At 32.9% G+C, this 21,913-nt stretch carries 17 protein-coding genes; 8 read left to right on the top strand and 9 right to left on the bottom strand.

The genetic code is table 11. The features are described 5' to 3' along the window. Positions 1 to 62: 62 nt before the first annotated feature. From arfB to Q361_RS00895, 8 genes are all read right to left on the bottom strand, one after another. Positions 63 to 464 carry an alternative ribosome rescue aminoacyl-tRNA hydrolase ArfB gene (gene arfB / locus Q361_RS00930; protein WP_103724827.1) on the bottom strand — a complete coding sequence of 134 codons (402 nt, stop codon included), beginning with the start codon at positions 462 to 464 and terminating at the stop codon, positions 63 to 65. Positions 465 to 466: 2 nt separating this feature from the next. Then, complete coding sequence (locus Q361_RS00925; protein ID WP_103724826.1) at positions 467 to 2,005, bottom strand: DUF4301 family protein; 1,539 nt, start codon at positions 2,003 to 2,005, stop codon at positions 467 to 469. Beyond that, positions 1,981 to 2,592: a nicotinamide riboside transporter PnuC gene (pnuC, locus tag Q361_RS00920; protein WP_103724825.1), complete on the bottom strand. Its 612-nt coding sequence runs from the start codon at positions 2,590 to 2,592 to the stop codon at positions 1,981 to 1,983. The genes Q361_RS00925 and pnuC overlap by 25 nt, the downstream gene beginning before the upstream one ends. Then, complete coding sequence (locus tag Q361_RS00915; protein WP_103724824.1) at positions 2,589 to 3,320, bottom strand: geranylgeranylglyceryl/heptaprenylglyceryl phosphate synthase; 732 nt, start codon at positions 3,318 to 3,320, stop codon at positions 2,589 to 2,591. Before Q361_RS00915 ends, pnuC begins: the two co-directional genes overlap by 4 nt. A gap of 18 nt (positions 3,321 to 3,338) precedes the next feature. Then, positions 3,339 to 3,965, bottom strand: coding sequence for a 4'-phosphopantetheinyl transferase family protein (locus Q361_RS00910; RefSeq protein ID WP_103724823.1), 627 nt, complete (start codon positions 3,963 to 3,965; stop codon positions 3,339 to 3,341). An 86-nt stretch (positions 3,966 to 4,051) separates the two neighbouring features. Beyond that, positions 4,052 to 5,422: a DUF5689 domain-containing protein gene (locus Q361_RS00905; RefSeq protein ID WP_103724822.1), complete on the bottom strand. Its 1,371-nt coding sequence runs from the start codon at positions 5,420 to 5,422 to the stop codon at positions 4,052 to 4,054. A gap of 4 nt (positions 5,423 to 5,426) precedes the next feature. Then, positions 5,427 to 6,059 carry a choice-of-anchor J domain-containing protein gene (locus tag Q361_RS00900; protein WP_103724821.1) on the bottom strand — a complete coding sequence of 211 codons (633 nt, stop codon included), beginning with the start codon at positions 6,057 to 6,059 and terminating at the stop codon, positions 5,427 to 5,429. 9 nt (positions 6,060 to 6,068) lie between these two features. Continuing rightward, the gene (locus tag Q361_RS00895; protein WP_103724820.1) at positions 6,069 to 8,873 is read right to left on the bottom strand and encodes a TonB-dependent receptor; all 2,805 of its coding nucleotides are present in this window, start codon (positions 8,871 to 8,873) and stop codon (positions 6,069 to 6,071) included. Between the two features lie 140 nt (positions 8,874 to 9,013). On the opposite strand from Q361_RS00895, the gene Q361_RS00890 reads away from it, so the two are divergent. The 8 genes from Q361_RS00890 to Q361_RS00855 all read left to right on the top strand — a co-directional run bounded on the left by Q361_RS00890 (position 9,014) and on the right by Q361_RS00855 (position 20,915). Continuing rightward, positions 9,014 to 10,123 carry an endonuclease/exonuclease/phosphatase family protein gene (locus tag Q361_RS00890; RefSeq protein WP_103724819.1) on the top strand — a complete coding sequence of 370 codons (1,110 nt, stop codon included), beginning with the start codon at positions 9,014 to 9,016 and terminating at the stop codon, positions 10,121 to 10,123. Between the two features lie 61 nt (positions 10,124 to 10,184). Next, positions 10,185 to 10,718, top strand: coding sequence for a 3-hydroxyanthranilate 3,4-dioxygenase (locus Q361_RS00885; protein ID WP_103724818.1), 534 nt, complete (start codon positions 10,185 to 10,187; stop codon positions 10,716 to 10,718). Positions 10,719 to 10,944: 226 nt separating this feature from the next. Continuing rightward, entirely contained in the window at positions 10,945 to 12,498 is a 1,554-nt protein-coding gene (gene amaB, locus Q361_RS00880; protein WP_103724817.1) for an L-piperidine-6-carboxylate dehydrogenase, read from the top strand. A gap of 140 nt (positions 12,499 to 12,638) precedes the next feature. Then, positions 12,639 to 13,514 (top strand): ABC transporter ATP-binding protein, encoded by an 876-nt coding sequence (locus Q361_RS00875; RefSeq protein ID WP_103724816.1) that lies wholly within the window; start codon positions 12,639 to 12,641, stop codon positions 13,512 to 13,514. 1 nt (position 13,515) lies between these two features. Next, positions 13,516 to 17,163, top strand: coding sequence for an ABC transporter permease/M1 family aminopeptidase (locus tag Q361_RS00870; protein WP_103724815.1), 3,648 nt, complete (start codon positions 13,516 to 13,518; stop codon positions 17,161 to 17,163). Between the two features lie 149 nt (positions 17,164 to 17,312). Continuing rightward, complete coding sequence (locus tag Q361_RS00865) at positions 17,313 to 19,226, top strand: S9 family peptidase (protein WP_103724949.1); 1,914 nt, start codon at positions 17,313 to 17,315, stop codon at positions 19,224 to 19,226. Between the two features lie 95 nt (positions 19,227 to 19,321). Beyond that, a complete protein-coding gene (gene rbfA, locus Q361_RS00860; RefSeq protein WP_103724814.1) occupies positions 19,322 to 19,714 on the top strand; it encodes a 30S ribosome-binding factor RbfA in 393 nt (130 codons plus the stop codon). A gap of 1 nt (position 19,715) precedes the next feature. Then, positions 19,716 to 20,915, top strand: a complete 1,200-nt coding sequence (locus Q361_RS00855; RefSeq protein WP_103724813.1) for an ABC transporter permease — start codon at positions 19,716 to 19,718, stop codon at positions 20,913 to 20,915. Between the two features lie 5 nt (positions 20,916 to 20,920). Here Q361_RS00855 and dusB read toward each other — a convergent pair whose 3' ends face one another. Further along, the gene (dusB, locus tag Q361_RS00850) at positions 20,921 to 21,904 is read right to left on the bottom strand and encodes a tRNA dihydrouridine synthase DusB (protein WP_103724812.1); all 984 of its coding nucleotides are present in this window, start codon (positions 21,902 to 21,904) and stop codon (positions 20,921 to 20,923) included. Positions 21,905 to 21,913 lie beyond the last annotated feature (9 nt).

Genomic DNA, 21,913 nt, shown 5'->3' with positions numbered 1-21,913 from the left:
GGGTATAATCTCAGCCTTGACTATCAAAGCACCCCTATGAGACACGCAAAGATAATTATTTTTTAAAAATTTGGCTTCTTTCTATTTTGTTTTGTTTCTGCGTTGGCTTTCTTCTCTTTAATTCGTTTTTCGTTTATGGCTGTAGGAATGTTTGTTGGTTTTCTCTTTTTGGGAATTATTAAGGCTTTTTGTATGAGTTCTATAAGTTTTTGGGTAACAATTTCTTTGTTTTTTAACTGACTTCTGTCTGTTTCTGCATTTAAAGCTAAAATACCTTCTTGTGAAATTTTAGTTTTTAATTTTTGAAGTACATGAGCTTTTTCTTCATCTGTAAAAGCTTTAGATTCAAACACATTAATACTTGCAATGACTTTTGATGCAACTTTATTTACATTTTGTCCGCCTGCACCACTACTTCTTACAGCTTTGTATTGTATTTCGTTAAGCAACAATTCTTTGTCCATTTTTATTCGTTTAAAATAGGTTGATGGGCAGGTTTGAGTAAATCGTTTACCGTTTTTACTGGGTTGAATGTTGTAAGCGGAACTTCAACAAAAATGGTAATCCATTTTGCCATAGCTCCATTCCATAAACCAGGTAGTTCATAGGCTTTTAATGGCTTTCCGTTCTTGTTTTTTTCAACAATAAAACCTGTATTTTCGTCTATAAAAAGAGATAAATTAAATTTGTTGCCTTTATAATCTTTAATACCGCATACCAAATCTACTGGATTAAAATGGGTTGCGTTTTTTACAATTTCTATTTGGTTTTCGTTTTTTAAATCGATTTGAGATGTTTCAACTATTTGTAACGATATTTTACCTTTATCATCTTTTACCCAAAAAGGGCCTCCACCAGGTTCTCCTTCGTTTTTTACCATACCACACACCCTAATTGGCTTGTTAAGTTGATTGTACAATGAGGTTATTTGAAACTCTGTTTGAAACATTTCAAAATCTTCTTGAAGTGGTAATTGGAGTTTTTCACGAACAAACGTGATGATTTCGGCGATAGAAACTTTAGAAAAATTATTGGTTTCTAATACTTTTAAATAGTTAAAAACCAAATACTGCATACGCAACAGCACGCCTCCTAATAATTTTTTGTACTTAACAATATCATCAAAATGATTGAACGATACATTGTCTATGTTTTTTATAAAAATAATATCTGACTGAAGTGTATTGAGGTTTTCTATGAGTGCACCATGTCCTCCTGGTCTAAAAAGCAATTGGTTGTTTTCTAAACGAAACGGTGTATTGTTTAAGTTTACTGCCAACGTGTCTGTTGCATGATCTTGAAACGAAAAATTTATATCGTATTCTGAGTATTGTGATGTAATACTTTGAAAAGATTCTAAATGCTCTGGAGAAATAGTAAAATGAAGTTTTGTTTTTCTTGATGCAACTTTATAATAGGCTGTTTCTGCCAATTGTTCTTCTATCGGTGTTACTACCTTGGTGTTTTGCACATGAAAGGGCAAAATAGCTTTTGGTTTTGAAGCATAGTCAAAATAGTTTTTATCTAACAGTGTTTTGATGAGTAGATAATCTTTTACATCTTTGTCTACCTGTAGGTAATTGGGGTATATTTGTTTTGTTTTTTCTTTTAGTGCTTCATAAAAAGGAAAGTTTTTTAGCCCTACCAAAAAAACCGAAAGATCTTTAGACTTCGTTTTATTTATGTAAGCATTTATTGTTTCTGTTTCTGGATTATATGTTGTTATAAATTCTGATAAAAACTTAAACATTCTACTAGCTGCTCCAGAAGCAGGAACAAACTTTTCTATGGTATACTTATGTTTATGTTTATCAAAATAATCTATCAATTTTTGAGTTTCCTTTTGGTCAAAAACCCAAATTCCATCGTTTTTTGTAGCAGATTTTACTAAATTTATTTTCGAAACACCTTGCTTAAAAAATAAAATCTGTTTTTCTATTTTTTCTAAAGAGTTCCCTCTTTGTAGAATATATTTTATGTCTAGTTCACTAAATTTTTCTTCCATTCTTTATAGGCTGCAAATGCAATTATTGTAAAAACTATATATTGAATACTTGTAAAGGTATACCCTTTTACATAATACATAGGTATTGAAATTAGGTCTCCAATAATCCAAAATATCCAGTTTTCTATTTTTCGTTTTGCCATAAGCCACATACCTACCAAGAAAATTCCGGTAACAAATGTGTCTATGTAGGCTGTGTAATGTGTAAATTTATCAAAAAACCAATAAACCGCCAACACAAAAAGTATGGTGGCAACAAAAACTATAATCGCGTTTTTATATTCTTGTTTGGTCATGGTAGCTATAGGAAAAGTAGCTCCTTCATCATTATTTTTCTTTGTCCAATTGTACCATCCATAAATACTCATAACTACATAATAAAAATTAATCATCATGTCGCCTAGTAAGCTCCATTGATACAATAAATAAACATAAATTGCTGTGTTTACTATACCCGTAGGATAAACCAAAATATTATTTTTTTTTGCAAACCAAACACTTAACAATCCAAATAGTATGGCGATAATTTCTAATGCTATTTGATAATTTGGATAGTTTTTATATTGAGAAAATAAAAATTCTATCATACCTCCAAGTTGTGAAAAAAAGATGTGTTGTTTTCAAAAGCTGTCCCAATAATAACCATATCTGCACCAGCCTTGTAAGCTGCATCAATATCTTGACTTGTTTTAATGCCTCCGCCTACAAGTATCGGGATTGACACGTGGCTCGCAACATGTTCGATAATAGTATTTGAAACCCTAAATTTGGCACCACTACCCGCTTCCAAGTAAATAATTTTGTTGCCAATATACTCACCTGCTACTGCTGTTTGTACAATACTTGTTAAATCTTGTTGGCTTATTGGTTTGGTTTGGGTTACTTTCATCGTAGATGTTTCTGTACCGCCATCTACCAAAATATAACCTGTAGAAATAACTTCTATTTTTGATTGTTGAATAATGGGCACTGCTTTTATTTGTTGTTCTATTAAATACTCGGGGTTTCTACCCGATAATAACATTAAATATAATAGTGCATCGGCTTGTACACAAACCTGAAATACATTGGCAGGAAAAAGCAAAATAGGCAAATTTGTGTTTGCTTTAAGTATACTAACTATATTTTCTACATGATAAGAAATATCTTGAATTGTGCTACCTCCTACAAGAATATGAGTTGCTGGCGAAGTATGAATGGTATTTACTAAATCTTGTATGTTGTGAGTATTAATTTTTTCGGGATCTAGTAGTATTCCCAAAAGTTTTTGGTTGTTGTTTTTGGCTTGAATTATTTCTTGATAAATAGAACCCATAGTATCTTTTTACTTTATTTATGCTAAAAATGTGCATACAAAGATATAGTCTTCTATTTGATTAAAGTACACTTCAAATTTTTCTGTTGTATTCTTAAAATTTAAATACGCAAAAGTATGTTTGTCTTCAATAGTAAAACGTTCTTCTGCAATATGATTTGGAAAACTTATTCCTTTTTCATTTTTAATTTTAAAAACGGTTTCTTTAATGCCCCAAACTACAGTGGCTTTTATGAGTTGGTTTGCAATTGAAAGGTTTGCAAGATGGCTTGTATCCATAAACCTTGGTGCAATTTTGAGTGTTTTTTCTTTGATTTTTTCTAAATCTAATCCTATTGCTATATCGCTTATTGCTATAGCTGAAAACTCATGTGAATGCGAAATACTAATATGCTTACCATTTAAAAGATGTGGTTTTCCATGATTGTCGTAATACAAATCATGGTCTGTATAACCTATGTGTTGTAAAATCATTCGCACGGCTAAGAATCCTTTTTGATGCTCTTGAGACTTCATGTGTTGTAATCGCTCTAGCGATGCGTTTTTTAGGTCTACTGCGTGAAAAAGACTATGGTAATCTTCGGAAATTTTCCAAAAATATACAATGGTGTTTTCTTTTACATTATATAATTCTACTAAAGGCAAAATGTTTTTTTTATAAAAATAATATTTTAAATTAAAAAGGATGTCTCTTTTAAAGACATCCTTTTTAATCTATACTCTATTATATGTTATGGAATAAGTTTTACATCATCTATTTGAATGGTAGTAGTTACTCCTCCTGCTCCATTGCCTGTGTATTCAAAAATAAAGAATCCATTACCTGTTACTGAACTCGGAATTACAAAATCTCCACTATTTGTAAAGTTTGTAGCATATCCTGAAGTTGTTCCAGAAGCAATTGCAAAATTATTGGTAATATTTACTTTACTTGTTGTACCAATGTCAGAACCTGGTGTATAAGAAGTAGAGTAGTAAACTTTTAAGCAATTTCCATTATTATAACCATCTTTTGTTTTAAAAGAAAATTTATATCCTGGTGTAAAAACTGCTGGTACAATTAAATATGTTTTTATAGCTCCTGTAGCACCAAAAGCTGTCATTTGAGCATATTTATTGGAAGAGAATGTTTTTATGTCCCAATATCTAGAACCTACGTATGCATCATTTATATATTTTGGAAATACTGCTCCAGAAGATGTTACTGAATAAGTTTCAAACGTTTCTGTAAAGGTGTTTAAATACTGGATAGCTGTTCCGCCTATTGCAGGAAACACGTCTATTCTAGCATTTGATAAACGAAAATCGCTCATGTAACGTACCATATACTGAAAATCAGCATTATACTTAGTAAGTACTCCTCTTATTGTTCCGCTTCCACTTGGAACTTGATTTCCAGAGAATGGAGCAAAACTACTTATTCTTACTATTTTACCTGTACCTCCAGATGTTGATACAACAGTATGATTTGTAGCTCCTCCTCCTGAATCAACATCATATAAAGTTCTATTTAAAGAACTATCATCAAATTGAACAGGCTCTAAATCTATTAATGTATTTTGGTTAGCATCTGCAAAAGCTGCTGTAAATGATAACGTTCTTACTAAACTGCTTTCAGAAACAACTGTAGATGATGGAAATAAATGTTCTTGCCATTTATCTTCAGATATTCTGCCTATAGTTCCTTCATATAATGCACCAATTTGTGTAGAACCATATACTTTAGCAATATATAATCCTTTTAATTTAATGTATATTTTTCTACCTGGAGTAAATCCTTTTGCAAATAAAGACGTTTCATTTACAGGAACACTAAATCCAATAGGTGTATTTGGGCTTACGGCCAAAGTTTGGAAAGAAATTGATTTATAAAAATTACCTCCTTCATCGCTAGAAGTAACATAAGCTTCAATAATATCATCTTGTGTGTATTCTGTAGGAACAGTAATTGCAGCAGAAGTGATATCTAGAACTGTTTTTGTTGTTGTTAGCTCGTACGTTTTGAGTGGATTTTCGGGTGTACCGAATTTCTCATCAACACAACTACCAAGTGTAGTTGAAAAAAGTACTAGTGCAACTAATTTAAATATTGATTTTTTCATGTTTTTATTTTTTATAAACTCTAATATTGTCTACTTGATATGTGCCATCTAAACTAGTATTTGTACCAGAACCTTTTACTCTAAAAGCAATATTTACTTTTCCAGTATATGAAGACAAATTAATTTCTCCTGAGTCTGTAAAGTAGAAATATGCACTACTTGTAGTAGGCAATGTACAATCTAGTGGTGTCCATGTAGCTCCTAATACGTTTGTACCATCAAAATTATTAGAAATTAAGACTTCTATAGAGTTGGCAGCACTACTAACGTAGGCTTGAGCACATTCAAATCGTAAAACTTCTCCTTCTTGTGCATCTAAATCTATTTTTGGAGAAATTAACCATCCTATGTTTGATGCCTGTCCGCTTTGATATGAATTAAAAACTGCATATCCTTGGTATATATTTGAAGGAGTTACTTTGTGATAACCTTGTTTCCAAAGTAAAGTTCCTGCTTCACTATAGTTTATCCATCCTGGAGCTATAAGCGCTGTACCATCTTCTGTGCTTTTTGAGAAATCTTCACCAAAAATTAATGGGTTAAAATCTGGATTTTTAATATCCTCTTCTGGTGAGCAAGACGTAAATCCTAATAAGGTTAAACCGCTCATTGCAATAATTAATTTAATTTTTTTCATATTTATTTCTTAGAAGTTGATGTATAAGTTTACAAAATAAGTTCTACCATAACCATAGAAATATTTAGGCCCAAATGCTGGAGTACCGCTAGAAACATCTTGATTAAGTTCTCTAAAGTTTGAGTTTCGAGCTTGTTCAAATCCAGAAGTTTTATATACTTGATCTAATACATTGTTTATCGAAGCAAAAAATCCGAAAGTAGTATTTTTAACTTTCCAAGATTTTCCTCCAGAAAGGTTTACTAAATAAAAGTTGGCGAACTTTTCTTGTGCTAATAATTGAGATGCTCTTTCGCTTGTAGCTTCAGCAAAAGGTAAACCCCAAGGGTCTGTTGGATTTGTAAAAAATCTATCTGTTCTAAGTAAAGCAGAAACATCCATATAATTACTTGCTAGATAATTTGCGTTTGCACCAATCCACCAAAAATGAGGGTCTCTATATTCTATTCCTACTGAGTATGCTTCTTGAGGAGTTCCACTTTGACGATAGCCTTTTAATTTTGCTGTACCCATATTGGTTACAGGTGCTGTATTTGTTGCAGAAGCTAAATTATCATTATTTAAAAATACTAGCGGATTGTTGTTGTATATATATTCTCCAAAAGATGCGCTTCCAGAAAGTTTAATGGTAGAGGTAAGTTGATATTCTACACCTGCTTCTACACCCATATTTCTTTTTTCTATATTGGTTACTGTTTCTGCTACAAAAGCGTCTCCTCCATCTCCTCCTTCATCTGCAAAAATACCATCTCCAAAAAAGAATGAAGTTTCGGTTGCATTTTTTACATTAGAATAGAACCCTGTTATTCTAGATTTGAATTTTGGAGTTCTTATAATGTAACTTGCATCAGCACTTGCAATTGTTTCAGAACCAATTTCTGACAAGGTATTACTATTTAATCTTGCATATGGATATACGTTTCTTAGAGCAGGTGCTTGTGTCATGTATACACCATTAAAATTTAGGAATTGACGACCTGTTATTTTGTAAGTTAAACCTCCTTTAAAACCAAAGTTTTCAAAAGATAGCTTACTGCTTTTTCCAAAAGAATTTGTAGGGTAAAGTCCATTTTTGTAAAGCCCTTCTCTTTGGTATGTAGAGCGACTAAAGGTTTGTCCTAAATAAAAATCAGCCTTTTTATAGGTAAACTTAAATTGGGTAAATGCGCTATATGTATCTGCATATAGTTTATAATTGTATCCAAAAGTATCGCCTACAACTACAGCTCTATTCGGGTTGTTTAAGTCAGACTCTTGTGCGTTTCCAGATTGGAATGTGTCTTTATCCATAAAATACTTACCTCCAAGTAAATCTTGTAAATATTGGAAATTATGTGAGCTTAAATGTTTATAATTAGCTCCTGCATTAAGTATAATATTATCTGATAATTGTGAATTTAAAATAGTATTAGCCGTCCATGTTTTATCATCAGTACGATCTTCATACAATATATATGCACTATGTCCATCACTTGTATTCATATTAGCAGCATACATAGCTTCCCAATCAATTTGTTTATTGTTTAAAAAGTTTTGTTTTGCCCAATTTGCTAAAGCTAAATTTTCTGGTGTATTTCCTAAGTAATTACCGAGTCCGTCATATAGTGATGTGTAATAACTTGGTAAATTTCTGTAATAAGTAGGATCTGGATTATCTGCGTTTTGATAGTCTAAACGGCTATTTCCTATTTTACCAAACTGATGTGTAATACTTGTATTAAGATTTGTTTTTTCGTTTATTTTCCAATAATGGTTTAGCATTAATATAGGCTCTACCACATCTTTCATTCTTGAATTGCGTTTTTTGCCATCTTGCCAACCCCAATATGAGTTGTACTCTACTCCTGCTAAATCGGTAACTTCTTGTGTGTTTGCAGAACTTTTACCTCTAAAATTTTCAGCATATATAGAAGTAAAATTTAAAGAGTGTCTATCGTTTATTTTTTTCTCTACACTTGCAAAAAGTGAATTTGCACTATAATTTGTTCCTTCAAAATAAGCCTCTTGAGCCCATCTTCTAGATGCTGATACTACAAATGCCCATCCGTCATTACTCATTCCACTAGCATGCGTACCCATAACTCTCCAGTTATAATTTGTATTTGTTCCTGAAAAAGAAACTCTAGAACCTGGTCTATATATAGAAGCTCTTGTATTTATTTCTTGTGTACCCAATATACCACCAAAAGTGTAGTCTGAAGGTGAAGAACCCATTGTAAATTCTTGATTACGAGTAGCATCATTTAACCCTCCCCAATTGCTCCATTGTGGTCTTCCATCATAAATTTTGTTCATAGAAACACCATTTATCATAGTAGTTCCATACTCATTACTTAGACCTCTTAGTCTAAAACGAGCTTGTCCCCAATTGAATGCTGCAGCTTGTTGAATAACATCTCTTGATGCTTGTAATAATCCAGCTGTATTTTCAGAACCACTATTGTCATCTCCCAAATCGTTGTCTGTAATAGTAACCAAACTTAGTTGCTGTTCTTGGGTAATGTCTTCTTCCAAAATAATTTTACCAATGTCTGTAACTTTTTGTTTTTGAACATCTACAGCCAAAAGTTGGTCTTTGTATCCAGCACTTTTTATTGCTACTAAATACGAACCTACCGGAACGTCTTTGAATAAAAATTTACCTTCACCATTAGTAACTTCTGTGAGTACCGTGTTTTGAATAGTTGCCACTACATCTTTAAGTGGTTTTTGCGTCTTAGAATCTACTACCGTACCAGAAATTCCAGTATACGATTGTGAAAATCCTGAAAACAAAGTCATTGTAAATAAAATACAAAATACTAGTTTTTTCATAAAAAAATATTAATATTAATTTTTTAAACACCAATCTATTTTAAAAATAAATCAGCCTACAAATGTACATATATTTAATATTATTATTTACTTTTGGCGTGAAGTTTGTTTAAACTTAATAAAGAAATAATACCCTTGTTATGAAAATTAGTAAATCAATTGCCCTTTTTTTTGTAGTATTCTTAATTTGGAATACAAATGCACAAACCAAAAAATACCAAATTCATACCGTTGCTTTTTACAATTTTGAAAATCTTTTTGATACTATAAACGATCCTATTACCAACGACGAAGAATGGACTCCTAATGGAAATATGCATTGGACATCAAAAAAATATCAAAAAAAACTAGATAACCTTTCGCGCGTACTTTCAGAAATTGGTACAGGTGAAAACCCAAACAACTCTCCTACACTTATTGGTGCTTGTGAGATTGAAAACCGAAAAGTACTTGAAGATTTAATAAAACAACCAAAACTTTTAGCTCGTGATTATGGTGTTGTTCATTTTGATTCGCCCGATAAAAGAGGTATCGATGTTGCGTTACTATATCAAAAAAAACACTTTAAACCTACAAGTTACACCAATATTCCTTTATTAATATACAAAGATCAAGAAGGAAAAGAAGATAAAAAAGACAAAGGTGAAGCCACAGACGATGTAACCGAAGAAGACAAATCTTCTAGAAGAATTTACACACGTGATCAGCTTCTTGTAACAGGATTTTTAGACGGCGAAGAAGTAAATATTATTGTAAACCATTGGCCTTCTCGCTCTGGAGGAGAAAAAAAGAGTTCTCCGTTTAGAGAAGCTGCTGGAGCCTTAAACCGTAAAATAATAGATTCTTTGGTAAAAATAAATCCAAATGCAAAAATTATTACTATGGGCGACCTTAATGATGGTAGCTACAATAAGAGTGTAAAACAAGGCATTGGCGCTAAACTCAAAAAAACAGAACTAAAAGAAGCAGGCGATATTTACAACCCATTTGAACAAATGGCAAAAGATGGTAATGCTACATTATTTTACCGTGATGCAGGCGATATTTTTGACCAAATTATGATATCCCAACAACTCACTCTTGCAGATTATTCTTCTTTTAGATATTGGAAAGCTGGTATTTTTAACAAGTCATATCTTATACAAACCACAGGGCAATACAAAGGATATCCTTTAAGAAACAATCCTTCCGAACCTGGTTTTAGCGATCACTTTCCTGTATATATTTATCTCATAAAAGAAGTAAAATAAAACAATTTAAGGTTAGCAAATGCTAGCCTTTTTTTATGTAATTTCGTAAAAAACAAAGTTTATGTCTGTAGCAAAACCATTCAATTTACCCCAATGGATTGAAGAAAACAAACAATTACTTCAACCACCAGTAGCCAATAAAAACCTATACATACATTCTGGCGATTACATCGTTATGATTGTTGGCGGACCCAATGCTCGTAAAGACTATCATTACAACGAAACCGAAGAATTGTTTTATCAATTGCAAGGCGAAATTACAGTATACATACAAGAAAATCATCAAAAAAAAGCCATGCACTTAAAAGCTGGCGATATGTTTTTATTACCCGCCAAAATACCCCACTCACCCTCTCGAACAGAAAATTCAATAGGGCTAGTTATTGAACGAAAAAGAGAAAATCTAGGCTTAAAAGATGGATTACTTTGGTTTTGCGACCACTGTAACCACAAATTGTACGAAGTCTATTTTGAACTTCACAATATAGAAAAAGATTTTCTACCTCATTTTGAGCACTTCTACAATTCAGAACAACTCAGAACCTGTAAACACTGTGGAACAATAATGCCTACAAACCCAAAATATACCAAATAACAACCTCTTTAAGAAGCAATTTCCAGCTATACATTGCAAGTTTTTGCATATCTATAAGTTTTTGTAAGCCAATAAAAGAGCTTCCTTGCGGTCGCTTTTTATGCGCTACAAAAACAGTAATAGCTACAGCAAAAAGCTTTTCATTTCTATCTGGGCTAAACGTTCAAAAATTCAAAATAATCCACTATTTTTGTAAAATCATTAATAAAACAAACCAAAAAATACAATGTCATCAATTGCACAACAATTCGGCATGACCGAAGCTTTAGAAATATTAGGTATCAAAACCTTAAACCAAGGAACCTCAACAGGCAGTAACTGGTTTTCAAGCAACGAAAAAATAGATAGCTTTTCGCCCGTAGACGGTAAGCTCGTCGCATCGGTTACTACCACAACACCACAAGATTACGAAAAGGTAATGCAAGCAGCCTCAGAAGCATTTAAAACATTTCGCTTGATGCCTGCACCAAAACGAGGCGAAATTGTACGTCAGTTTGGCGAAAAACTACGCAAATACAAAGAACCGCTAGGAAAATTGGTTTCGTATGAAATGGGGAAATCATACCAAGAAGGTCTTGGCGAAGTACAAGAAATGATAGACATTTGCGATTTTGCAGTAGGCCTATCTAGACAACTTCATGGATTAACCATGCATTCAGAAAGACCAGGACACAGAATGTATGAACAATACCATCCACTCGGAATTGTTGGTATCATTTCAGCATTCAACTTTCCAGTAGCCGTATGGTCTTGGAATACAGCTTTGGCTTGGATATGTGGAGATGTTTGTGTTTGGAAACCATCCGAAAAAACACCTCTTTGTGGTGTAGCTTGTCAAAATATTATTGCCGAAGTATTAAAAGAAAATAATTTACCCGAAGGAATTTCATGTTTAATAAATGGCGATTACAAAGTAGGCGAAATGATGACTCATGATAAAAGAGTTCCTCTAGTTTCGGCTACCGGTTCTACTAGAATGGGTAAAATTGTTGCTCAAGCTTGTGCGGCACGTTTAGGAAATTCATTATTAGAATTGGGAGGAAACAACGCCATTATTGTAACGCCAGATGCCGATATAAAAATGACCGTAATAGGAGCAGTATTTGGAGCTGTTGGTACTGCTGGACAACGTTGTACATCGACCAGAAGATTAATCATTCACGAAAGTATTTATGAAAAAGTAAAAGAAGCTCTAGTATCTGCATACGGGCAACTTAGAATTGGAAATCCATTAGATCAAAACAACCACGTTGGTCCTCTTATTGATACTCACGCTGTTGAAATGTACAATAAAGCACTCGAAAAAGTAGTAGCCGAAGGAGGCAACATACTTGTAAAAGGAGGCGTTCTTCAAGGCGAAGGGTATGAAAGTGGTTGTTATGTAAAACCTGCCATTGCAGAGGCTCAAAATCATTTTGAAATTGTACAACACGAAACCTTTGCTCCTGTTTTATATCTATTAAAATATAGTGGCGATGTGCATGAAGCTATAGCTATTCAAAATGGTGTTGCTCAAGGATTATCTTCGGCTATTATGACCAATAATCTTCGAGAAGCAGAAGCGTTTCTATCGCACGCTGGGTCAGATTGTGGTATTGCCAATGTAAACATTGGTACATCTGGGGCAGAAATAGGTGGCGCTTTTGGTGGTGAAAAAGAAACTGGTGGCGGAAGAGAAAGTGGCTCTGATGCTTGGAGAGTATACATGCGTCGTCAAACAAACACCATTAACTATACTACAAATTTACCTTTGGCTCAAGGTATAAAATTTGATTTATAATAATACTGCTATAAAGGCAATTATAATTGCCCAAACTGCCCCAAATACTTAAAAACTATTTGGGGCAGTTTCATTTTTAGAGCTTTTTTGTAACTAATTGCTAAAATGAACTACTTATTTAGAAACTAAAACCAAGATTAATGAAACTTATAATCAATCAATTAAGTAAAACGTATTCCAATGGTGTAAAGGCATTAGACAGTCTAAACCTTGAAATAGGCGCAGGAATGTTTGGGCTTCTTGGCCCTAATGGCGCAGGAAAATCTTCTTTAATGCGCACTATAGCCACACTTCAACAACCCGATTCGGGAACAATTTTTTTTGATACTATCAATGTACTCGAAAATCAAATGGAGCTTCGTAAATTACTTGGTTATTTGCCGCAAGAATTTGGCGTTTATCCAAATATGTCGGCGCAAAATTTATTACATTATTTTGCAAAATTAAAAGGAATTACATCGGCAAATGATAGAAACGCTATTGTAAAAGAAGTACTTGAAATTACCAATTTGTACGATGTGCGCAACAAAAACGTAAGTGGCTATTCTGGAGGAATGAAGCAAAGATTTGGGATTGCACAGTTGTTGCTCAATAACCCAAAACTCATTATTGTTGATGAACCTACAGCAGGATTAGATCCAGCAGAAAGACACAGATTTTTAAACGTATTAAGAGAAATAGGAACCAATCATACTGTAATTTTTTCTACCCATATTGTTGATGATGTAAAAGAACTCTGTAACGATATGGCTATATTAAACGGCGGAAAAATACTCGCTCGAAATACTCCAAAAGAAGCAACTCAACAACTAGAGGGAACCATTTGGACACGTATTGTTGAAAGAGAAAAACTAGAAGAATACGAGCAAAAATACAATGTAATATCTTCAAATTACAACCAAGACAATACATTAAATATACGTGTACACAGTGCAGAAAAACCAGAAGATAGTTTTGTATTGGCAAGCCCGCAACTAGAAGATGTATATTTTGTAGCATTAAAATCTGATCAATAATATGTTTGCTACAATATTTAAGTTTGAGGTAAAACGCTGGATAACCAATCCGAGTTTTTATATTTATTTGGGAATATTCTTTTTATTCTCATTGCTTATCATGGCAAGTAGCCTAGGCGTTTTTGATAGTTTTACAGTTACTACTGCTTCCAATGAATATGCAAATTCACCAATTGCATTAAATAATATGCTAAATGGACTGTCTTTGTTTTTATACTTTTTATTACCTACAATAATTGGCGCTTCTGTATATAGAGATTTTAAATACAATATGCACACTATATTGTTTTCATATCCTTTTACCAAAGCAAACTATTTGTTGGCCAAGTTTTTTAGTTCGTTTTTTATAGTAACACTTATTGTTGTTTTTATGGGCGTTGGTGCTTATCTAGCATCGTTTTTGCCTTTTGTAAACGAAGATTTATTGGGGCCACAACGTTTTATGGCTTATGTGCAATCGTATGTAATTTTTATACTGCCCAATTTATTTTTTTATGGCGTAATTGTATTTTCGGTAGTAACTATTACTCGTAATATTTCAGTTGGATTTATTACCGTACTAATACTTTTGTTTGTGCAAAGTATTGTTGGTAGTTTTACCAATGATGTAGATAACAGATATTTAGTAGCCTTGCTCGATCCGTTTGGTAGTGATGCGTTAAGCTATATTACTAAATATTGGACGGTTTATGAAAAAAATGAAAATTTACTTCCTTTTGAAGGGGTTATTATATACAATCGTTTGATTTGGTTGGGTGTTTCGTTACTAATTTTTGGATTAATCTACAAATACTTTTCTTTCAACCAAACTGCACTTACATTATTTAAAACTAAAAATGAGCAACGCGTTACTAAAAATAATTTTGGCGGAATTACCACAATAAATCTCCCTAAAGTAAATTTTGATTATTCGTTTAAAAATCAACTGAAAACCGCCAATGGTCTTTCTAACTACGATTTTAAATTTATAGTAAAAAATTGGGTTTTTATAAGTATAATTTTAGTAGGGTTTTTATTTATATTTTTAGTTTCGCTCTCTACAGGTCAAATATTTGGCACTTCTACTTATCCTGTAACATGGCAAATGCTTTTATTACCAGGAAACACGTTTGGATTGTTTATAAACATTCTTACTTTTTTATTTACTGGAATGCTTATTCATAGAGGTAGAACAACCCGCATGAGTACTATTGTAGATACCACACCTACACCCAATTGGGTTTTTCAATTATCGCATTTTTTGGCTATTGTAAAAATGCAAATCGTGCTTTTATTGGTTGTTATGTTGGCTGGAATAATTATCCAAATTTCAAAAGGATATTATCATTTTGAAATAGGTTTGTATCTAAAAGAACTGCTTACATTAAAACTTATTCATTATATTATTTGGGCATTATTAGCTGTATTTATACATACGCTTATTAAAAATTACATGCTTGGTTTTTTTATACTATTGGTATTATCTATAGGAATAAAATACCTTTCGGCAATAGGTGTAGAACAAACTTTTTTAAAATTCAATAGAGATTCCGGATACGATTATTCAGACATGAACGGTTATGGTAGTAGCCTCACCTTGTATTTATTCTATAAATTGTATTGGCTTTTACTCGGCATTGTACTATTTGGTATTAGTTTACTGTTTTATGTACGAGGCGTTGGTAAATCTTTACCACAGCGTTTTGCAGAGGCAAAAACGAGATTGAATAAAAAAATTATTTTTCCTGTATTGTTAAGTTTTATAGCGTTTTTAGCGCTTGGTTTTACGGCATATTATCAAAATAATGTGGTAGAAAAATACCAATCAGATAAAGATTTAGAGCTTGAGGCTGTAAATTGGGAAAAAACCTACAAAAAATACCAAAAAACACCTCAGCCAAGAATTACAGATGTAAAAGTAAATCTAGATTTGTTTCCAAAACAACGAAACTTAAAAGCAGAAGGAACATATACTTTAAAAAATAAAACGCAAAAAAACATCGATACATTGTTTGTAAGTTATAGTTTAAAAACAAAGCTTTCATTTTCTACAAAAAATAAACTTGTACTTAAAGACACGCTCAACAAAATTCAAATCTACAAGTTGGAACAGCCAATAAAACCAGGCGATTCTATACAAATGCGTTTTGAGGTTTCCAACAAACCAAATTCAATGTTTCACAACGAATCGCCAGTATTAGAAAACGGAACGTTTCTAAACAACAGTATTTTTCCAAGTTTTGGGTATGATGCACAGTCAGAAATTATGGATGACGATATCCGTAAAAAATATGGGCTAAAAGCCAAAGAACGTATGCCTCTTGCTACTGATAGTATTGCTAGAATGAATACTTATATAAGCAACGACTCCGATTGGATAAACTTTGAAACTACTGTAAGCACATCGAGCGACCAAACGGCAATCGCGCCTGGGTATTTGCAAAAAAAATGGCAGCAAAACGATAGAAATTATTTCCATTATAAAATGGATAAAAAAATATTAAATTTCTATGCTTTTAATTCGGCACGATATGAAGTTAAAAAGGATACTTACAAAGGCATTAATCTAGAAATTTATTATCATAAAGGGCACGAGTATAACTTAGACCGTATGATGAAAGGCATGAAAAAATCGCTTGAATATTATACATCAAACTTTAGTCCATATCAATTTAAACAATTACGAATAGTAGAATTTCCTAGAGATATGGGCACTTTTGCACAATCGTTTGCCAATACTATTCCGTTTTCTGAAGCTATAGGTTTTATAGCACAAGTAGATGATACAGATTCAAACGGGGTTGATTATCCGTTTTCGGTAACTTCGCACGAAACTGCACATCAGTGGTGGGCTCATCAAGTAATTGGAGCCAATGTACAAGGAGCTACTTTGTTGTCTGAAAGTTTATCAGAATACAGTTCGCTAAAAGTATTAGAACATCAATACGGTAAATATCAAATGCGTAAGTTTTTAAAAGATGCTTTAGATAAATACTTACAAGGTAGAACCTTTGAAGGAAAAAAAGAAAAACCATTAATGTACAATGAAAACCAGCAATATATTCATTACAACAAGGGTTCTTTGGTGTTGTATACACTAAGCGATTATATAAGCGAAAAAACGATGAATAGCGCTTTAAAAAGTTATATAAACAAAATGGCTTTTCAAGATGCACCGTATACCAGTTCTTTAGAATTAGTACAAGAACTAAAAACGGCTACTCCCGATAGTTTAAAATACCTCATTGCCGACATGTTTGAAAACATAACTTTGTATGATAATAAGATAAAAACCGCTACAACTAAAAAATTAGCCAACGGAAAATATCAAGTAGATATAACATTTAATGTGTCTAAATATAAAGCCGATGAACAAGGGAAACGCATCTTTAAAAACCAACAAGGAAAAACATTGGTACTAAATAAAACCGACAAAAAAACCAAAATAGAGTCGTTGCCTTTGCAAGATTATATAGAGCTAGGAGTTTTTGCCAATGAAGATAAAAAAGATCCTACCAAAGAAAAAACATTGTTTTTAAAGAAGATAAAAGTAAACAAAATACAAAATACGTTTACAATAGTGGTCGATAAAAAACCAACCGAAGTAGGTGTAGATCCCTACAACAAGTTGATAGATACCGACTCTAACGATAATAGAAAATCACTATAATAAAAACACGTATAAATTTTTAAAAATAATGAGGTAGTGATGCCTCATTATTTTTTATCAATTAATAATTTATAAAGCAAACTCTATAGCTCTGTTGATTGATTTACTGTTTTCAAAAATTTAGTACATTTATGGCAAATATTTTAAAAATGAAAAAACTTTTATTTATAATTATTGGTAGTATGGGCATATCTGCATCTGCACAACAGGTTTTAACCCCCGAAACACTCTGGAAATTAGGCAGAGTAAGCGCACTGGGTATTTCAAAAGACGGAAAATCTGTAGTGTATAAAGTTTCTATACCTTCTATAGAAGAAAATAAATCTAACTCTAAATTTTATACTGTTCCTGTTGCAGGTGGTGTTGCCACAGAAGTTGCAGACGTAAAAGATTTAGTAAAAGATAAAAATATCTCTCCAGATGGCTTATGGATGCTTTCTAGCCAAGAAGTAAAAGTAGAAAAAGTGTTGGGTAAAGACTATTATCCAGAACTTGATAAATCTAATGTGCAACGTTATGATGCACTAGATTACCGCCATTGGGATACTTGGAATGATGGCACACACAACCATGTTTTTTATGGTGGAGTACCAAAAGACAATGTGCGTTTGGCACAACCTATAGATATTATGCAAGGTGAGCCTTATGATAGCCCACAAAAACCACATGGCGGAGAAGAAGATTACATTTGGTCACCTTCGGGTAAAAGCATTATATATGTTTGCAAAAAAAAATCGGGTACTGCTTATGCTGTTTCTACCAATACCGATTTATATGAATATGATTTGGAAACCAAAACGACCAAAAATTTAACCGAATCCAATTTGGGTTACGATACCAACCCTGCATTTTCTCCACAAGGCCATTTAACATGGTTGCAAATGAAAAGAGATGGTTATGAGGCCGATAAAAACGATATTATAGTTCGGTTTAAGGGTATTGATATGAATTTGACTGCCAATTGGGACAATTCTGTTGATAGTTTTATGTGGAGTCCAGATGGTAAAAAAATATATTTTACGGCTGCTGTTGATGGAACAAAACAACTTTTTGAAGTAAATTTTCCTGGACTCACAAAAATTGCCATTATTGTAAAACAAATTACAAATGGCGATTTTGATGTAAATGATATTGTTGGGTTTACAAAAGAAACTATTATTTTAACGAGAAACGACATGAACCATGCTCAAGAAATATTTAGTTTTAATACTAAGAAAAAAACATGGTTGCAACTTTCGCACACCAACGACGATTTCTATACTACTATTGCATTACCTAAATATGAGCGCCGTTATGTAACCACTACCGATGGTAAAAAAATGCTGGTTTGGGTAATATTGCCTCCAAATTTTGATAAAAATAAAAAATACCCAACTCTTTTATACTGCCAAGGCGGCCCACAAAGTCCACTAACACAATTCTATTCGTTTCGTTGGAATTTTTCGCTTATGGCATCACAAGGTTATATAATAGTAGCTCCAAATCGTAGAGGTATGTATGGGCACGGGCAAGAATGGAACGAGCAAATATCTAAAGATTGGGGAGGACAAGTAATGCAAGATTACCTAGCCGCTATAGACGATGTGAGTAAAGAGAATTATGTAGATAAATCGAGGCTTGGAGCTATTGGAGCAAGCTACGGTGGATATTCTGTGTTTTATTTAGCAGGTATACACAATAAACGCTTTAAAACTTTTATTTCTCATTGTGGCGTTTACAATTTGCAAAGCATGTATGGCACTACCGAAGAAGTTTTCTTTAACAATTGGGATCATGGTGGAGCATATTGGGAAAAAGATAACGCTGTAGCGCAAAAAACCTACACTCAATTTAATCCTATAAATTTTGTAAACAATTGGGATACACCTATACTTATTATTCAAGGCGGAAAAGACTATCGTGTACCAATTGGGCAAGGGCAAGAAGCCTTTCAAGCAGCACAACTTAAGGGTATAAAAAGTAGGTTTTTATATTTTCCAGAAGAAAACCACTGGGTGCTTAAACCCCAAAATGCTTTGGTATGGCAACGAGAATTTTTTAAATGGTTAAAAGAAACTTTATAATTTTGAACAATAAAACCGTTAGCTTAAAAACTAACGGTTTTTTTAGGGGGTAAGGTAGCGTTTACTATATACTAAATTTTAGTTACTTTTGCAACATGGAAACAAATAGACAGAAAAAAATAGGTAGCTTGCTACAAAACGATTTGGTAGATATTTTGCAAGGAGAAGTTCGTAAAAACGGAATTACCAATTTGATAATTTCTGTTTCCAAAGTAAATGTTACTACAGATTTATCTATAGCAAAAGTATACCTAAGCATTTTTCCAAACGAAAAAGCACCAGAGCTACTCAATGCCATTAAAACAAACACACCGCTTATAAAACACGATTTGGCGCAACGTGTAAAACAACAATTGCGCAGGGTGCCTAATTTGATGTTTTATATAGACGATTCATTAGAATATATCGAAAAAATAGATCGTGCTTTAAGTGATAAAGAAAACCCAATAGAAAACAGAGACCTTTTAGAAAAAAGAAAAAAATCTTAGTTTGAATTTCTCGTACTACATAGCCAAAAGGTACTTAAAAAGCAAAAGTTCCAATAATGCTATAAATATTATTACGCTTATTGCATCGGTAGGCATTGTAGTGGGTGCCGCTGCTTTGTTTGTAGTATTGTCTGTTTTTAGTGGTCTTCGAGAGTTTTCTTTATCTTTTTCTAATGATTATGATCCCGATTATAAAATAGTTCCAAAAACAGGAAAAATTATATCGTGCTCTGTAGCGCAAGAACAACAACTCAAAACAATTGCAGGATACAAAAATCACAGTAAAGTAGTAGAAGAACGTGTGCTGTTTTATTGCAACGAAAAAGAGCACGTTGCTTACTTAAAAGGGGTAGATAGCTTATATAACTTATGTTATCCTATACAAAGCAAAATTCACAGCGGACAATGGTTGGAAAATCAAACCTCGCAAGCTGTAGTGGGCTACGGAATTGCATACAAAATGTCGTTGGGTATTATGGATACCAACAACCCATTGGAAGTGTTTGTACCAAAACCTGGCAAAGGTAGTATAGCCGATAATATTGAAGGTGCTTTCAATAAAAGTTATTTATTTCCTGTTGGTATTTATGCTATTAACGAAGAACTCGATTCTAAATATGTGTACTGCGATTTGGCTACAGCACAAGAACTTCTTTCGTATTCAAATAATAAAATATCGGCTATCGAAATTAAATCAAACGCTCAAAATGAACAAAATTTCATAGCATCTCTACAAAATATTTTTGGCAATACTATCGAAGTAAAAACAAGAGCGCAACTCAACGAAACGCTTTACAGAATGCTCAACACCGAAAATTTTGTGCTGTATTTAATATTCACATTGGTTTTTATTATGATTCTTTTTGCTTTTGTAGGTTCTGTAATTATGATTATTATAGATAAAAGAGAAAATTTAAAAACCTTATTTTTTATAGGTGCCGAAATAAAATCTATTAAAAAGATTTTTCTTATTTATGGTACAAGTATTTGTGTTATTGGCGGTATAGTTGGCATTATTTTGGGTGGCATAATTGTTTATGCACAACAAAAATACCAATGGATTATGATAACAGAATCGTTACCCTATCCGGTAGTTTTTTCAATCCAAAACATCGTTATTGTTTTGGTTACTATTGTGAGTTTAGGTTTTATTGCCAGCTATATTTCTAGCAATACGGTAAGCAAAAAATTATTAAAATAAAAAAACTATTTATTCTCGTAAACACTTACTATTTCATCAAAAGCATCAAACAAAGCATTTGCCTCATCTAGTGTTACTAGTTTTAATCTATGCTCTTTAAAGTTTGGAATTCCTTTAAAATAATTGGTATAATGTCTGCGCATTTCTACAATGCCTAGTCGTTCGCCTTTCCATTCCATAGACCAAATTAAATGATTTTTGGCTGCAATTACTCGATCTTTTATACTTGGTTGTGGCAAGTATTCTCCTGTAGCAAAATAGTGTTTTATTTCATTAAATATCCACGGATATCCTATCGCTGCACGCCCTATCATAATGCCGTCTATGCCGTATTTGTTTTTGTATTCTAACGCTTTTTCGGGGCTATCGATATCGCCATTCCCAAAAATTGGCATAGAAATTCTAGGGTTGTTTTTTACTCGAGCAATATGACTCCAATCGCTATGCCCTTTATACATTTGCGCTCTTGTTCGGGCATGAATTGTAAGAGCTTGTACACCTATATCTTGCAATCGTTCGGCAACCTCATCTATATTTATTGAGTTTTCATCCCAACCCAAACGGGTTTTTACTGTAACAGGCAAATGTGTGCTTTTTATTACTGCTTTGGTAAGCCTTACCATTAAATCTACATCTTTCAAAACGCCTGCACCTGCGCCTTTACACACTACTTTTTTTACAGGACAACCAAAGTTAATATCTACCAAATCGGGTTGTACGGTTTCTACAATTTTGGCAGACATTGCCATAGCCTCTTCATCGCCACCAAATATTTGAATTCCTATTGGTTTTTCATAATCAAAAATATCGAGTTTCATTCTGCTTTTTATAGCATCGCGTATTAATCCTTCGCTCGAAATAAACTCAGAATACATCATGTCTGCACCATGTAATTTGCATAATCTACGAAAAGGTGGGTCGCTCACATCTTCCATAGGAGCAAGCAATAAAGGAAATTCGGGCAGTATAATATTACCTATTTTGGGCATTTGAAAAAT

The sequence above is a fragment of the Flavobacterium croceum DSM 17960 genome, from assembly GCF_002917885.1.
In the GTDB taxonomy this organism is placed as follows: Bacteria; Bacteroidota; Bacteroidia; order Flavobacteriales; family Flavobacteriaceae; genus Flavobacterium; species Flavobacterium croceum.
This window is presented reverse-complemented; position numbering and strand designations above follow the sequence as displayed.